Genomic DNA, 14,804 nt, shown 5'->3' with positions numbered 1-14,804 from the left:
ACCGAGTTATAAGAGCCTGCGGTTACGCCAGAGTTTGCAAGGGTTAGGGCGATATTGGCATTGGCTGACCCATCAAAATTGGCTTGCCCTGTGCCATCGCCTGTAATGGCAAGGGTGCGGGTGGTTGGAGCGTTGTCTTCGGTGGTGGCTAGGCGTTTCCAAGGCGACCATCTCCTATAAAAAGCACGCATATAGACAATGGCTGTCTCATATTCACGAAAAATTTGTACAACGCCAGCTGCTCTTACAACTTCAAGGGCAAAGGCACGATTGCTCGGAGTATTTGCAATGTCTCGTGCATACGCATCGGCTTCGCAATAATAAAACCCGATTTCTTTGTAGTTATCCAAATCACCCCTGGTAATCTGAGTGGGATTTGTAATGACGGCTGGCTTACCATCAATCTCGTTCCAAGTGTGGCGGTGGCTTAATGGGGCTTTAGTATTGTCAGTAATTGTGATGTTTTGCGTGCCGTCAAACTCAATACCATTGATTCTTACAGCCCTGGCCAGCTTATAAGCAGAGGGAGCACTTCTGCCGACATCTAATTTCTTGTTTAGGGCATTAACAAGCCCTAATATTTCATCCATTCTGTGTTTATGACTGGTTGGAGCAAATTGAGAAGGTTTATTGGATAAATTATCCCATGTAACCACTCTGCTCTCTGCTTGAGCTTGTAGTGCATTAACTGCCTGACCTAATGCGTATTCTGATACCGCAAGTGTTTTGTCTGTACCATTGGTTTTATGGGATAGTTGAACAATACCTGCCACAGAACCAGATGCTTTGTCAATCTCATGACTGTGCGTGTTTGCTGATACAGTATTAGTGCTGGCAGCAGTAATCTTACTGGGTGTACCAAGAGCAATATTGGCATCACTAGATAAACTGCCACCACCTGTTAAGCCATTGCCTGCAATAATTTCCACGGATTTATCCGCTTTATCATCGCCGAGTTTTTTGCCCATATTAGCGGACAAAGGCTTATCGACATCAGTACTGGTGAGATTATCAACCACCTCAGCATAACCCACAAAGTTATCATCCACCCATTTTTTTGTAACATAGACAAGGGAGCTGTCCATGGCGACATTGACCACAGATGCATTCTCGACCGCTAGGATAATGCGAATTGACATCTCACGGGCACCGCCCTCATCTTGGGTGGGCTTGTAGGTTGCAGGAAATGACCCAACGGCGATAAGTGTGCTGCCAGCATATAGCCCAATTTCACGCATAGTATAGCCGCCAGAAGATGATGGGATGACAACACCAACCTCAATCCAGTTGTCATTAGTGCGATGGCGTTCGACGCTATTGACGGGCAGGCGGTGCTTTTCTGCAACCAGTCGACTTTGATTGGCACTCGGAGTTGGTGTAGAACCATTACCGTCGCCGACTGCCAGATGGGTGATGTTTAGTCTGGTGTTGCTCGCGATGGCGGCAGTGATTTGGGCTTTGCCGTGATTGGTGATGATCGTGGTATAGTTACTCATGCGTTATCCTTTTTTGGGTAGATGATGATTTCATCGCCTGTCTGTAAGGCAGCAGCGGTATGAATATCTGAGCGTGGGGTGAGTGTAATGGTCATGTTGGTCAGGTGGCGACTGACAGGCTTAGCATCATTAATGAGTCTGTTAAGCTCAAGATAGATGGCGTAACTTAGTTCATTGCCCGCGGTAGATAGCTCCAGTTTGAAAGACCCAGCAGACATCTCATCTTCGCTTTGCCACCACTCGATGAATTTGGCTTCATAGCCAAAATCAGTCAAAATCTGCCTAATGGCAGCAATCGTTCCCTTAATTTCATGTCGATAAAATGACCTTTTTATCAGCTCTCTTTTTAAAGATGGTTGCCAGTTGTTATCCCAGCTATCCACCGAATACTGCCACGCCAAAAAGCTCAAAAAATCATCAGGAGTATCATTGATGCGTGATAGACTGCTGATATTGACATCTAGCCGTGTGTTGTCTGCCGACACATCGGTGATGATGCGTTCAAATTGAGTGCTGTTTGGCGGTAATAGTTGGCTCACTCTATATCTCCTAGATTCTGAACAATCTCTCGCTCTCGGTCTGATAGTTGCCAAATCATCACATCTTTTTTAACTTGCAGCTCTTTAACTTGTAATTCTTTGGCTTTATCATCGCCAATCAACAATCCCCCGCCAAACAAGGTTTTTTTGTGTTCTTTTTGGCTTTCAAGCTGGCGAATAAATACACTCTCATTAGCCGACACGCTAAACCCAATCCCTGCCTGACATAATTTATTTAAATTATTTACCATCAGCACGTTGGGCGGATATTGATATTTTGGCAACTTTGGCTTTTCTTGCTCTAATGCGTTTAGTGCGTTGTATAATACTGGGGCGGTCATCACTCGCACATCGCCTAGCAAATTGGTAACAAAACAAGTATCTACCGCTGCCCCATTATCATAAGTGATTTTAGAGGGGGCAATAATGGCAGTATAATCACAGTTTTGCATTGGGCTAAACACCGTCAAAGCAGGGGCAAACAAAAAGAATTTGATATTATTTTTAATATAAAAATCTATGATTTTTGACAAAATACTAAAAGGTGGATTGTCAATGACTACCGTATTTTCGTCATAATTTTTGGCTGCTGCTTGATAATCGCCATTAGGATAAAATGGGCGTTCTACTATCAAGCCGTCCAAGTTTAAAATGTGTTCATTGACATAATCTAAGACCACATCATAGACCGCTGGCGGTGTGAAGGTGTCATCGCTTGTCGTGCGTTTTTCAAATCTTTGTAGCCAGTTGTAATATTCGTTGCTGTTCATAATCACTCCACGCCCCCAATGGTGATATTAATGTTCGTGCAGTAGCCTGCTTGTGATGCATCTAAGATGATGTCCGTGCGTGGCTCGATAAGCTCAACACGAGACACGCCGTCAATGTGTAGGCAAGCATAGAGTGCCGACAGACGCACCGAGCGACCCAGTCTATTATTGTCTTTGGTGTAGTCGCTGATGCGTTGGGTGGCATTGGCAAGCAGGGTGGCGGCTTCTGGGTCTTTGCCGATGTAAAGTTTGGCACGGATTTGGTAATTGGTGATGCGAGCAGACTGTACGGTAACACGGTCAGCAATAGGGCGGACGCTCTCAGCATTGACTGCTTTTGTTACGATGTCCAAAAGCTCTCTCGATGCTTCGCCTGTCTCACTATCGCCTTGTAAAATGGTGATATTCACTACCGCAGGGGATGGACTAACCACTGAGACATTAGCGACACGACCATCGGCAGATAAGCAATGATATTTGTACGCCGATTCAGGACCTGCCACACTCAGACGGTCAAAGGCTCGCTGCACACGCAGCCGAAACACATCATCGGATTCATAGACTGCTGGAGTGTCTTTGGTGGCAGGAGTGGCGATGAGTCGCTTGACATTGAAATTAGCAGCGATGTGGTCTAGGTCGGAGCCTGTGGCGTAGGCGAGTAGACACGCACGAGCAGCGGTGTTGATGCGACTTCGTAACACCAGTTCACGATAGGCGTTTTCTTCAACGAACTTGGTCAAAGGTTCTGACTCTCTGTCTAAGATGGCACGGATGCCGTCCTGCTCATCAATATTAAAGCGTGCGATGAGAGCTGCCTTTCTGTCTGCCAAAATCGCTTCATAGTTAAGACTTTCTATCATCTGAGGTTGTGCTAACCTACTAAAATCTATACTCATAATTACCTCTTTATGTCATCCAATCAAAGATACATTCACATCAAGCGTCGTATCAATGCTGATATCTGCCAAATGGCTGTCTAGCCGAATGTCAAGCACGCCATGCGTAATATACTCAATCTCGATACTCTCGATGATGATGCGATCTTCCCACCGCAATAAGGCACTATAAATCGCTGAATACGCTTGTAAAATCAGTACATCATCAATCGGTCTATCCGCCAAATCAGGCAGTAGCGAGCCATACTCACGACGCATGACGCGACTGCCAATAGGTGTGGTCAAGATGTCAGCGATGGATTGGCTGATACTTTGTATGTAGTCCAGCTGCGTGCCATCATCTCTACTGATCATCACATTGCTCCTGATGTCATCGCACCATCACCTTGCTCGCGGTGCTTGTGTTTTTGTAGGCTAATACTGCCTGCCACAACATCGCCTGTGGCTTCAATTGAGCCATTGACTTTGGTGTCGCCATTGATAGTTACTCCACCAGATGCGTTAATCGTCGCACCATCCTTAGCATTGATGGTGATGCCACCATCTGCGTTGATGGTTGCCGTGCCACCTGCGGGCAAAATCGCTGATAAAGCGTGTGCCTGTGTGTCATAGGTGATGGTACAGCCATCTTCGAAGTGCCTAGTTTTAACACTGGCTGATTGGCTGGGTGCTGGTCTGTCGTCATGATATACCCCCATCAGTACTACCGCCTGCATCATCTCGCCACTGGGGGCAAAGACAAGCACCTGCTCGCCGACAGTAGGAGCATCCCAGGTGGTGTCTGTGCCTGCTCTGGTGGTCAGCCACGGCAGTGGGGCAGTTATGATACCGACACAGTCCACCACACATCTGGCGGTAGTGTGGTCGACACTTGCTACTGTGCCGATACGGATGAGATTTTCTAGTCGTCTGATGATGTCGTAAGTCATGGCAAATTCATTAAAAATTTTGCTCTATCTTACCCATCTGATGGGTGGATGTGGGGTATGGCGTGTTGTAGATGGGGGATTTACAACATAAGTGGCAGGATTTTTGGGCGTGGGCGGTTATGCTAGGGGTGTTTTTGATTTTATGTCTTACTCAATAGGAGTTTATATGTCTGACTATCATCATGGTGTCAAGGTACTGGAGCTTAGCGGTGGCACTAGACCCATTCGTACTGTCTCAACCGCTGTCATTGGTCTTGTTGCTACCGCTCAAGATGCCGATGCGGTATTTTTCCCCGAAAACAAGCCTGTACTCATTACTAGTGTCCAAGCCGCCATTAGTAAGGCAGGCAAAGAAGGTACTCTGGCAAAAGCACTTCAAGCAATCGCCGAGCAAACCAATGCGGTAACGGTGGTGGTGCGTATTCCTACCAAATCAGATGAATCAGAACAGGCGACATCTATCATCGGTGCGACTGATGATGGCATATACACGGGCATGAAAGCTCTGCTGATCGCAGAAGCCAAATTGGGTGTTAAGCCACGCATTCTAGGGGCACCGGGGTTAGATACACCTGCGGTGGCGACTGCGTTGGTGGCACTGGCTCAGCAACTTAGAGCCTTTGCCTATGTGTCGGCACACGGAGCAAACACCAAAGAAGAAGCCAAAGCCTACCGAGACACGCTTGGTGGTCGTGAAGTGATGGTCATCTGGCCCAACTTCTTGGCATGGGACACCAAGACCAATGCCAATGTGTCCGCCCCTGCGGTAGCGTATGCTCTGGGGCTGCGAGCCAAGATTGACCAAGAGCAGGGCTGGTATAAGACCATCTCGAATGTGCCTGTCAATGGTGTAACAGGCATTGATAAAGATGTATTTTGGCAGCTGCAATCATCAGCTACAGACGCAGGTTATCTTAATGAAAACGAAGTTACTACACTCATCGGACGAGATGGCTTTCGTTTTTGGGGGTCTCGTACTTGTACTGCTGACCCACTGTTTGCTTTTGAGAACTACACTCGCACCGCACAAGTGCTGGCAGATACCATCGCAGAATCACACCTGTGGGCGGTGGATAAGCCACTACACCCAAGTCTGATTCGAGACATCATTGAGGGCATCAATGCCAAATTCCGTGACCTAAAAGCTCAGGGCTACATCATCGATGGTCAGTGCTGGTATGACCCAGAGCTTAACAGCAAAGAGACCTTAAAAGAAGGTCAGCTGCGACTTGACTATGACTACACACCCGTACCACCACTAGAAAACCTAACCTTGCGTCAGCGTATCACTGACAGCTATTTGGCGGATTTTGCAGGTCGTGTAAACGCTTAAAACGCAAATTGGTAAATTTGACGACATTATTTAGGAGCTAATATGGCACTACCAAAAAAATTAAAGATGATGAATCTGTTTAATGAAGGTAACAGCTACCTTGGTCAGACAGGCGAGGTTACTTTGCCAAAACTTGGACGCAAGTTTGAGGATTGGCGTGGCGGCGGCATGAATGGTGCTGTGAAGGTGGATTTGGGCTTATCAGACGACATCAGTGAACTGGAATGGAAACTCGGTGGTATTGATAAACTTGTCCTTGAGCAGTTTGGCACACAGACGGTCGCAGGGGTGGGCTTACGCTTTGCAGGCTCTTATCAGCAGGACGATACGGGCGAGACCACCGCCGTTGAGATTGTCGTGCGTGGTCGCCACGAGGAGATTGATTTAGGTTCAGCCCAGTCTGGCGAAGATACCGAAGTTACCATCAAGACCATCTGGAGCTATTACAAGCTGACCATTGACGGCAAAGTGGTTATTGAAATTGACATTCTAAATATGATTGAAAATGTCAATGGCAAAGATATGCTGGCAGAACATCGTAAAAATATCGGTGCTTAATTTTTTATCATACTTTTTATCACACAAGGAAACAAACCCTATGAGCAACACCAAACAAATCACCCTAACTCACGGCGTCAAGCTGGGCGATAATACCATCACCGACATCACGGTAAATAAACCCTTTGTCAGCCACCTAAAAGGCATCAGCCTAACCAAGCTGTTCAACATGGAAACCGAAGAGCTGCTTCGGCTCATTCCACGAGTAACCACACCAAGCATTCCGCAGCCAGCACTAGAACGCATGGAAATTGCTGATTTTACCTATCTGGTGGGCGAAGTGGTTGGTTTTTTGGCGGCGGACAGCACGGCTACCCAAGACGAGTAGAAGAAGTGGTCGCCAATCTGGCAGTGGTGTTCGGCTGGACGCTTGCCGATTGTGCTGATTTTACCATCGATGAGCTGATGGATTGGAATGCTTTGGCGATAGAACGCCATCAGCCAGCGATATAAAAAAAGCCCCGCCGATTGGTGGGGCTTTTTGGAATGTCTGATGATTTACATCTCAAAGAGTGCAAGCAGACCATACCAAAAGATTGGAAATAGGATAATGCCAACAACAAGCATCCCAATGAGAGCGATGGTAAAACGAAGAATACCAAGAAATATCTCAACTAAAATCATACTGTTGTCCTGCATATTTATTTATCTTAGCGAAGGTTAAGCTATTATGAGTGTTTTATTTTTAAATGTCAATATCAAAGGCAATGACCAGCTAAGCAATGCCTTGGACAAGATGAATAATGCCGCCAAAAAACTTAATGATGGCATCAAAGACACCCAAAAGCATTTGGCATCTTTGAGCAAAATGCAATTAAAAGTCAGTAGTTTTGAAAAGCTAAAACAAGAAACCAGCGACGCCCAAAAAAAGCTAGAAAGCTACAAAAAAACCGCCGAAGCCCTAAAACAGCAGCTGGCAGCAGGCGGAAAAAATCCAGAGCTTACCAATCAGCTTAAGACCATCGAAAAAGAAGCTAAAAAACTTCAAGGTACTGTTGATAAAAATACGCCAGCTCTAAAAAAAATGCGTCAAGAGCTTAATAATGCTGGTTTGAGTGGTATGAGCATGGCAGATGCTCAGCGTAAACTTAAAGAAGATATTGAGGCGACCACCACTGCCATCAGTAAACAGCAAACACAGCTAGAGAAATTTAATAAAGCCCAAGATCACTATGACAAGATGAAAGGCATCAGCAATAAGGCAGCTGGTGTGGCAGGATGGACATCAAAGGCACTTATTACTGGTGGTTCCGCCCTAGCAATACCTGTCAAAATCGCTATAGATGCCGAAAAATCTATGGCAGATGTTGCCAAAGTTGTTGATGGTTTAAAGGTTGATGGCAAAGTCACCCAAGAATATCATCAGTTTGAAGCACAGCTCACCCAGATGTCAAATCGGCTGGGTAAGAGTTTTGGGGATTTGGCAGCCATCATGGCAGGTGGTGCTCAAGGTGGTATTGCCAAAACAGAGCTTTTGGCATTCACCGAAGCAGCGACTAAAATTTCTATCGCTTGGGACATGACGGCATCTGATGTGGGGCAAGCACTCGCTGAACTTCGCTCTACTTTAAAGATGTCTCAAAGCGAAGTGCAGGGGCTGGCGGATCAAATCAACTATCTGGGCAACAACTCTACCAATAACGCCAAATATATCCTAGAAGTGGTGCAATATTCAGGTTCGGTGGGTGCGGCGGCAGGTGTCGCAGGCGAACAAATTGCAGCGATGGCAGCGAGTCTGTCAGGCATTGACGCATCAAGTGCCAGCACAGGCATCAAGAATATCATCAAATCGCTCACCAAGGGCAAATCCGCCACTAAAAGCCAACAAAAAGCATGGCAAGAGCTGGGGACGACTGCCGAGCAGATGGCGGTGGAGATGCTCAAAGATCCACAAAAAGCCATTGAAAATTATCTACAAATGCTCGGCAAATTGCCAGAAGAGCAGCGTTTGGCATTTGCTGCCATGATTAGTGGCGATGAAGCTCTGCCAGTGCTGTCGCAAATGATGAACGATCCCACCAAGTTTTCTCAATACGCCGCTGATATTAAGGATAAAAATAAGGTTGGCGGTTCGGTCGATGAGGAATACAATTCAGCCACATCAACAACCGCTCATCAGCTTGAGAGAGCCAAAGTTAAGCTACAAAATTTCGGCAAGGATTTTGGTAAGTATTTATTGCCTGTGGTGGGCAAGATTGCCGATGGCTTTTCTGCCATCTTAGATAGGGTGAGTGCGTGGATGATAGCAAACCCACAGCTTGCCAAATATCTGGCGATGGCAGCGGTGGGGGTGATGGCGATTTTGGCAGGTGTTACAGTGGTGGCTGGGGCGTGGCATTATTGGTTATGCCATTTGCTTGGCTAAATTTGATGATTGCCAAAGCGTCTTTTGGTGCGTTGAGTTTGGGCGGTATTTTTAAGGGTTTATTAAGCCCTGTGTCATCACTCAAAACCGCCTTTGGGGCAATCAAAACATTTGCTGTTGGCAGCTTTGGCAAGCTTGTGGCATTGCTTGCAAAATTTAGCTCGCTGTTTGGCACGCTAGCCAAATCCTTGCTACGCTTCGGCGGTCTACTCGGTAGGCTGGCGGTTTGGCTAAACCCTTTAAAGCTCCTACCGGCGATGATGTCAGGGGCGAAGACAGCGTTTATCATGCTAAAAGCGGTAGCGATGGTAGCGGTAGGTGGTATTAAGGCGTTTGGCGTGGCACTACTGACCAATCCCATCACATGGGCGGTGGCAGCGATTGCAGGATTGGCATTTGTCATCTATAAATACTGGAATCCGATTAAGGCGTTCCTTGTTGGTGTATGGGATGGCATCAAAACCAAAGCAGCACCGCTCATTTCGGCATTTAATGAGATTGGCAGTGCCATATCGCCTGTGATTGATTGGTTTAAAAATTTATTTCGCATCACGCAAGTGGGCGAAGGTCGTGCCAGAAGTCTGGGGCAGGCATTTGGCAGCGGCTTGGTAGCGGTATTTAATGCTGTAACCACACCCATCCAAACCACATGGCGACTGCTTAAATGGCTGTGGGATAGTATTTCTGGGCTATTTAGTGGTCAGATTAGCGTTGGCGATATTTTTGCCGATTTGTGGGCAAAATTTGACGGTGTGGTCGCCAAAATCAAAGAGTGGAAGGATAAAGCCGCTAAGCTGTGGGATGATTTTTGGGGTGTGTTTAAATCTAAGCAATCAGAAACAGGCACGGCAGAAAGTGGAGTTGGTAGCGGCTTTTGGTCGTCTTTGGCGAATGGTTTTGAGACCGCCAAAAACACCATCAGCGAAAAAGCAGGCGGCATGTGGGAGTCTGCCAAAGCCAAATTTGACACCGCCAAAACCACACTATCTACCAAAGCAGGCGAAATCTGGTCATCGGTCACCAATGTAATTAGCGGCAGCAGCGGTGCTGACATTGGCATAACCATCAACGCTAAGGTGCAAGCCATCTTGATAGCGATTGCCACAGCGGCTGCGACCATCTCTGCTACCTTTATTGGTCTGATTGGTGTGGTGAGTGCCAGCGCCATTGGCATCATTACGGTGATTGGGTCGGCATTTGCCAGCATTCCTGTGATTGTCGCTGCGGCGATGGCTGGGGTGCCTGCTGTCTTTGCCGCATCTTTAAGTACGCTACCTGCGATTACCGCCAGTGTGTTTTCAGCCCTTGCGGTGGCGGTCGGTGCTGGCATGGCGGTCATGGCGACCGTCGTGAGTGCCAGAATGATGGCGGTCGTGAATGTCATACGAGCTGGCTTTGCTCGCATTCGGCAAGTAGTGGCGACAGCTTGGCTCTGCGATGAGCGGCAATCCGATTTTGGCAAAAATTCAAGCCGCCATGAATGCGACTCTTGCCTACCTAAACGGCATCAAGGGGAGATTTTTTGCCATCGGTGCCGACATTGTGGACGGACTTGACGCTGGCATGAACTCACGGCTTGGCGTGCTTCGTAAGACGGCAGCTCAGATGGCAGCGGTGGTCGAAGACGCATCAAGAAAGCGACTAGACACGCACAGCCCCAGCCGTGTAATGATGGCGGTGGGTCGTGATGTGGTGGCAGGTCTTGATGTGGGCATGGGTAGACGCTTTGTGCCGATGTTGAAGAACTTTCGGGCGAATGTTGGGCGACTGGCAAGCCCTGAGAATGTCGCACGAATCACTAAGGCGATGGATGGCATCGGTAGGGCGACAGGTTCGGACGATGTGGCAGGCGACTTGGTTCGTATGGTTGCCCCTGCACTTGGCAAGAATCGCCTGCTTGGTCATCTGCTAGACATCAGTGTGTCAGGACTCAGTGCCTACGCCAAATATCAGACCACCCCTACTCCAAAGCCTGTCAGCATTAAGCCTGTGTCATCAGCCCCCGCAATGATGGCAAACGCAGTCAGCAGCCAGAGCATGAACACAACGAGTAACTTCACCATTCATATTCACGCAGATAAGGGCATGGACGAACGCAGCCTTGCCCAAAAGGTGCGAGCCGAGCTAGAACGCTATGAGCAGACCAAAGCCGCTCGCTACCGTGCCAGATTGACCGATTAATAGGAGATGATACCATGATGATGATTCTGGGCATATTTGTATTTCGCATCAGCACCGCCGCTTATCAGTCGCTTGTCCAAAAGACCGAGTGGCGACACGAGAGCAGTAGCCGTGTTGGGGCGATGCCAGCTTATCAGTTCGTGGGGCGTGGTGAGAACACCATCACGCTTGAAGGGGTGATTGTCCCTGAGTTTGGTAATCAAAAGTCCTTGGTAAAACTTGCCGAGATGGCAGACAAAGGCAAGGCATATCCGATGATATGTGGCAACGGTAGGGTATGGGGTCAGTATGTGATTAAGTCGGTTAATGAGACGCATACGGTCTTTTTTAAAAATGGCTTGGCAAGAAAGGTGGCATTTAGCATTGAACTTATCCAAATCACCACCCCGCAGGTACTCAAAAACAACGCCCTAAAAGCCGCAGGCAAAGCAGCTCTTGACACCGCTGCCGCCATGGCATCGACACCAGTCCCATCACGGGCATCATGAATGCAGGGGGTGCATGATGAATGAGCGTATCACCGCCCTAACCAGACAGGGTAAAACCGTCCTATATGCAGGGGCGACCACCCTAAACCTATTCATCGACGACATGGCACGCACCTTGGAGCGAGCTTACCCACAGCCCATAGGTGCTACAATTAGCCTATTAGTGATGGTTTGATTTTTGATGGCAAGTGGGGTGAGTAGGGGGTGTGTCATGGTTTGGAACTGTCATCATAAAGCCAATAAAAAAGATGAGAAAAAGACCACCATGTGGTGGTCTTTTGCGGTTCTTAAAAGCAAATCATTACTTGATTTTGGCTTCTTTGAACAGTACATGCTGGCGAATTTTTGGATCAAATTTTTTGATTTCCATTTTACCAGGCATGGTACGCTTATTTTTGGTGGTGGTATAGAAATAACCAGTACCAGCAGTAGAAACTAGTTTAATTTTATCTCTCATGTTCGTATCCTCTTATGAATCTAAATAAAAAATCTACAATTAGATTTTTTGACCTTGTGCGCGTAGGTCAGCAAGCACTTTATCAATGCCGTGCTTGTCAATGATACGCATACCTTTAGATGATACACGAAGGCGTACGAAACGATTTTCAGACTCTACCCAAAAACGATGATTGTGCAGATTTGGTAGAAAGCGACGACGGGTTTTGTTATTTGCGTGTGATACATTGTTACCCACTAGCGGGCGCTTTCCAGTCACTTGACATACTCGAGACATGGTGAACTCCTAATAATATGTGGCACGGATATTGAGCGGTATCGGGTGTGCCGTTTGGACAAGGTGCCTTATAAATGGTATGGACATAGCACAGGTTTGACCAAACTTATAAAGTTACACCATTCTTTTTTGTTGTTAAAGGCGACAACAATCAAGAAATGGCAGAAAATTAAAGCCAAAATTATACAGAAAATTTACTGGTATTTCAAGTAAATTTCTAAGAATTTTAAATGATTTTGTGTTGATGTTTGCCCATCAGTCCACGATTAGCGTGGACTTAGTGCATTTTTTTCCAACCCAAAACCCTGCCAGCCATAGTGCATGAAGTTGCGAATATTGGCGTGGTCGCTACCTTCTGGAGTGGCAAGTACAGATTCATAGTGCTCTGCAAATAGTTTTAGGGTGTCAAGCTGATTTAGACCATGTAGCTTGGCAAGACTAAATACTTTGGCAGAACCTTCATTGGTTCTAGCAGGATTCATAACTTCTCCATTACGAAAATCAACAGGGGTGTAATGGTAATGGGCGTCAATAAAATTTAGCACATCAGCGAATTTAAACTCGCCAGTTTCAATGCTGTTTAGTAAAGATGAGATATTGCTCATGATGTCTCTTTTTTATGAATTTTCACTCAAATCGTTCGTTGCTGACTGATTATAGCACTGATTAACGGTTGAAATAATCGTCATCGTCAAAAGATGGTGGGGCGAAGTTGCCTTGTTCTAGGTGGCTCATGTGTGCCTGCATAGAACGCTCATGTTGAATGCGTTGGTAGATTTCTTCACGATGAACCGCAATGTCTTTTGGGGCGTTGACACCCAAGCGAACTTGATTGCCTTTAACACCAAGCACAGTAACGCTGACTTCATCGCCAATCATTAGAGTTTCGCCGACACGACGAGTTAGAATTAACATAGTATCGCTCCTTGCACGAAAAAAAGTTTAAATAAGTCAAAACACACTAAAAAATAAAAATACAAATTATAAAATACCCAAGTCGCTATTATAAAACGCCTTGAGTATTTTGTCAGCTGATTTTGCGATAAGTTATGTAAATATTCTTATCAGAAACCAAAACTGCTGTTGTAAAATCGCTGATGATGCAAAATTATAAGCCAGCGACTTTACTTTCACCATCTTCACGGTCAAGACCAAAGGCGGTATGCAAAGATTTTACAGCTTTTTCTAGATGTTGTTCTTGGATTAGGACAGATACCTTAATTTCAGAAGTTGAGATCATCTGCAGGTTGATATTTTGTGATGCCAAGGTTTCAAACATTTTGCTTGCCACGCCTGCATGAGAACGCATACCCACACCAACGATAGAGACTTTCACAACTTTGTCATCGCCGACAATCTGAGTAGCACCGATGTCGTCTTTAACTTTTTCTTCTAGGATTTTGATGGCTTTGTCATAATCGCCACGAGGTACGGTAAAACTAAAGTCGGTTACGCCATTTTCTGCGATGTTTTGAATAATCATGTCCACTTCGATGTTTGCAGCACCGATAGGGCTTAAAATGGCAGAGGCAATACCTGGGCGGTCAGGCACGCCAAGTAGTGCAATTTTGGCTTCATCACGATTAAAGGCAATACCTGAAATTACAGCGCGTTCCATATCATCTCCTTCGTCAATGGTAATCAAAGTACCGACATTTTGTTTAAATTCTTCATCAAAAGCACCATCAGTGCCTTCATCAAAACTAGACAGTACACGAAGCGGTACTTTGTATTTACCTGCAAATTCTACCGAGCGAATTTGCAGCACTTTTGAGCCAAGCGATGCCATCTCTAGCATTTCTTCAAAGGTAATCTTATCTAGCTTTTTGGCTTTTGAGGTAACTCGTGGGTCGGTGGTATAAACACCATCAACATCGGTGTAGATTTGGCATTCATCGGCACCGATGGCAGCAGCGATGGCAACGCCTGTGGTGTCTGAACCACCACGACCAAGTGTGGTTAAGTCGTTATGTTTATTTACACCCTGAAAACCTGCAACGATAAGAACTTTGCCATCTGCCAATTCTTGTTTTAGGTTGTCAGCATCAATATGCTCAATGCGTGCTTTGGTATGGGTTTCATCTGTTTTAATGGCGACTTGACGACCTGTCATGGATTTGGCATCAACACCCAAGTCTTTTAGTGCCATAGCAAGTAGAGCGATAGAAACCTGCTCACCTGTGGCGACCATTTGGTCGTATTCTCGTGGGTCTGGGTCGTTGCTGATTTCTCGTGCCAGACCGATGAGACGGTTGGTCTCGCCACTCATGGCGGACACAACTACGACAACTTGATGACCGTGGTCATGCCAACGCTTGACACGAGCTGCGACATTCTTGATGCGACTGGTATTACCCATTGAAGTGCCGCCATATTTTTGTACGATTAACGCCATTGTGTTTACCTTTTGTTTAAAAAATGGTAGAAAACCCAAAGGTTGTAAATAAAAGTTCGCAGATTATAACTCAATTCATTGTTAAAATAAACTGATGAATTGATTATAAAAATCTATAAAT

General features: G+C 46.3%; 20 protein-coding genes and 1 pseudogene. 9 read left to right on the top strand and 12 right to left on the bottom strand.

From position 1 onward, the window contains the following. From ACERC6_RS01175 to ACERC6_RS01150, 6 genes are all read right to left on the bottom strand, one after another. The coding region (locus ACERC6_RS01175; protein ID WP_373627412.1) for a phage tail protein at positions 1–1,496 on the bottom strand (1,496 nt) is incomplete at its 3' end. After that, positions 1,493–2,035: a phage tail protein I gene (locus ACERC6_RS01170; protein ID WP_373627411.1), complete on the bottom strand. Its 543-nt coding sequence runs from the start codon at positions 2,033–2,035 to the stop codon at positions 1,493–1,495. The genes ACERC6_RS01170 and ACERC6_RS01175, both read right to left, overlap by 4 nt. After that, positions 2,032–2,805, bottom strand: coding sequence for a hypothetical protein (locus tag ACERC6_RS01165; protein WP_373627410.1), 774 nt, complete (start codon positions 2,803–2,805; stop codon positions 2,032–2,034). The genes ACERC6_RS01170 and ACERC6_RS01165 overlap by 4 nt, the downstream gene beginning before the upstream one ends. A 2-nt stretch (positions 2,806–2,807) precedes the next feature. Next, positions 2,808–3,701, bottom strand: coding sequence for a baseplate J/gp47 family protein (locus tag ACERC6_RS01160; RefSeq protein ID WP_373627409.1), 894 nt, complete (start codon positions 3,699–3,701; stop codon positions 2,808–2,810). Between the two features lie 15 nt (positions 3,702–3,716). Next, positions 3,717–4,055, bottom strand: a complete 339-nt coding sequence (locus ACERC6_RS01155; protein ID WP_373627429.1) for a GPW/gp25 family protein — start codon at positions 4,053–4,055, stop codon at positions 3,717–3,719. Further along, positions 4,055–4,630 (bottom strand): phage baseplate assembly protein V, encoded by a 576-nt coding sequence (locus tag ACERC6_RS01150; protein ID WP_373627408.1) that lies wholly within the window; start codon positions 4,628–4,630, stop codon positions 4,055–4,057. The genes ACERC6_RS01155 and ACERC6_RS01150 overlap by 1 nt, the downstream gene beginning before the upstream one ends. Before the next feature lie 166 nt (positions 4,631–4,796). Here ACERC6_RS01150 and ACERC6_RS01145 point away from each other — a divergent pair, with 166 nt between their 5' ends. From ACERC6_RS01145 to ACERC6_RS01130, 4 genes are read left to right on the top strand one after another with little or no spacing between them, the layout of a single operon-like run. Continuing rightward, positions 4,797–5,963 (top strand): phage tail sheath protein, encoded by a 1,167-nt coding sequence (locus tag ACERC6_RS01145; RefSeq protein ID WP_373627407.1) that lies wholly within the window; start codon positions 4,797–4,799, stop codon positions 5,961–5,963. Positions 5,964–6,005: 42 nt separating this feature from the next. Then, positions 6,006–6,521 (top strand): phage major tail tube protein, encoded by a 516-nt coding sequence (locus tag ACERC6_RS01140; protein ID WP_373627406.1) that lies wholly within the window; start codon positions 6,006–6,008, stop codon positions 6,519–6,521. A gap of 40 nt (positions 6,522–6,561) precedes the next feature. Further along, on the top strand, positions 6,562–6,849 hold the full coding sequence (locus ACERC6_RS01135) for a phage tail assembly protein (protein WP_373627405.1): 288 nt from the start codon (positions 6,562–6,564) through the stop codon (positions 6,847–6,849). A 5-nt stretch (positions 6,850–6,854) separates the two neighbouring features. Next, positions 6,855–6,974 (top strand): GpE family phage tail protein, encoded by a 120-nt coding sequence (locus tag ACERC6_RS01130; RefSeq protein ID WP_373627403.1) that lies wholly within the window; start codon positions 6,855–6,857, stop codon positions 6,972–6,974. 45 nt (positions 6,975–7,019) lie between these two features. Here the strand turns inward: ACERC6_RS01130 and ACERC6_RS01125 are convergent, their stop codons facing one another. Next, positions 7,020–7,160, bottom strand: a complete 141-nt coding sequence (locus tag ACERC6_RS01125) for a hypothetical protein (protein WP_373627402.1) — start codon at positions 7,158–7,160, stop codon at positions 7,020–7,022. A gap of 31 nt (positions 7,161–7,191) precedes the next feature. Between ACERC6_RS01125 and ACERC6_RS01120 the strand changes: the two genes are divergently transcribed. From ACERC6_RS01120 to ACERC6_RS01100, 5 genes are read left to right on the top strand one after another with little or no spacing between them, the layout of a single operon-like run. Then, positions 7,192–8,886 (top strand): phage tail tape measure protein, encoded by a 1,695-nt coding sequence (locus ACERC6_RS01120; protein WP_373627401.1) that lies wholly within the window; start codon positions 7,192–7,194, stop codon positions 8,884–8,886. Then, positions 8,853–10,442: a hypothetical protein gene (locus ACERC6_RS01115; protein WP_373627400.1), complete on the top strand. Its 1,590-nt coding sequence runs from the start codon at positions 8,853–8,855 to the stop codon at positions 10,440–10,442. Before ACERC6_RS01120 ends, ACERC6_RS01115 begins: the two co-directional genes overlap by 34 nt. After that, positions 10,324–11,067, top strand: a complete 744-nt coding sequence (locus ACERC6_RS01110; RefSeq protein WP_373627399.1) for a hypothetical protein — start codon at positions 10,324–10,326, stop codon at positions 11,065–11,067. Before ACERC6_RS01115 ends, ACERC6_RS01110 begins: the two co-directional genes overlap by 119 nt. 14 nt (positions 11,068–11,081) lie before the next feature. Continuing rightward, positions 11,082–11,555, top strand: a complete 474-nt coding sequence (locus ACERC6_RS01105) for a phage tail protein (protein ID WP_373627398.1) — start codon at positions 11,082–11,084, stop codon at positions 11,553–11,555. A 13-nt stretch (positions 11,556–11,568) separates the two neighbouring features. Then, on the top strand, positions 11,569–11,730 hold the full coding sequence (locus ACERC6_RS01100) for a hypothetical protein (RefSeq protein WP_373627397.1): 162 nt from the start codon (positions 11,569–11,571) through the stop codon (positions 11,728–11,730). A 126-nt stretch (positions 11,731–11,856) separates the two neighbouring features. Here the strand turns inward: ACERC6_RS01100 and rpmG are convergent, their stop codons facing one another. From rpmG to ACERC6_RS01075, 5 genes and pseudogenes are all read right to left on the bottom strand, one after another. Beyond that, positions 11,857–12,012: a 50S ribosomal protein L33 gene (gene rpmG / locus ACERC6_RS01095; RefSeq protein WP_003659281.1), complete on the bottom strand. Its 156-nt coding sequence runs from the start codon at positions 12,010–12,012 to the stop codon at positions 11,857–11,859. Between the two features lie 39 nt (positions 12,013–12,051). Beyond that, entirely contained in the window at positions 12,052–12,288 is a 237-nt protein-coding gene (rpmB, locus tag ACERC6_RS01090; protein ID WP_029102716.1) for a 50S ribosomal protein L28, read from the bottom strand. A gap of 266 nt (positions 12,289–12,554) precedes the next feature. Then, the gene (locus tag ACERC6_RS01085; protein WP_284674306.1) at positions 12,555–12,893 is read right to left on the bottom strand and encodes a HopJ type III effector protein; all 339 of its coding nucleotides are present in this window, start codon (positions 12,891–12,893) and stop codon (positions 12,555–12,557) included. Positions 12,894–13,035: 142 nt separating this feature from the next. Next, positions 13,036–13,203: pseudogene (gene csrA / locus ACERC6_RS01080) on the bottom strand (carbon storage regulator CsrA); the annotation flags it as partial. Between the two features lie 193 nt (positions 13,204–13,396). After that, the gene (locus tag ACERC6_RS01075; protein WP_284674307.1) at positions 13,397–14,683 is read right to left on the bottom strand and encodes an aspartate kinase; all 1,287 of its coding nucleotides are present in this window, start codon (positions 14,681–14,683) and stop codon (positions 13,397–13,399) included. Between the last annotated feature and the right edge of the window lie 121 nt (positions 14,684–14,804).

The organism is Moraxella sp. E33BD (genome assembly GCF_041807865.1).
Lineage (GTDB): Bacteria > Pseudomonadota > Gammaproteobacteria > Pseudomonadales > Moraxellaceae > Moraxella > Moraxella haemolytica.
The sequence above is the reverse complement of the archived record's forward strand: the minus strand, read 5'-3'. Positions and strand labels throughout refer to the sequence as shown.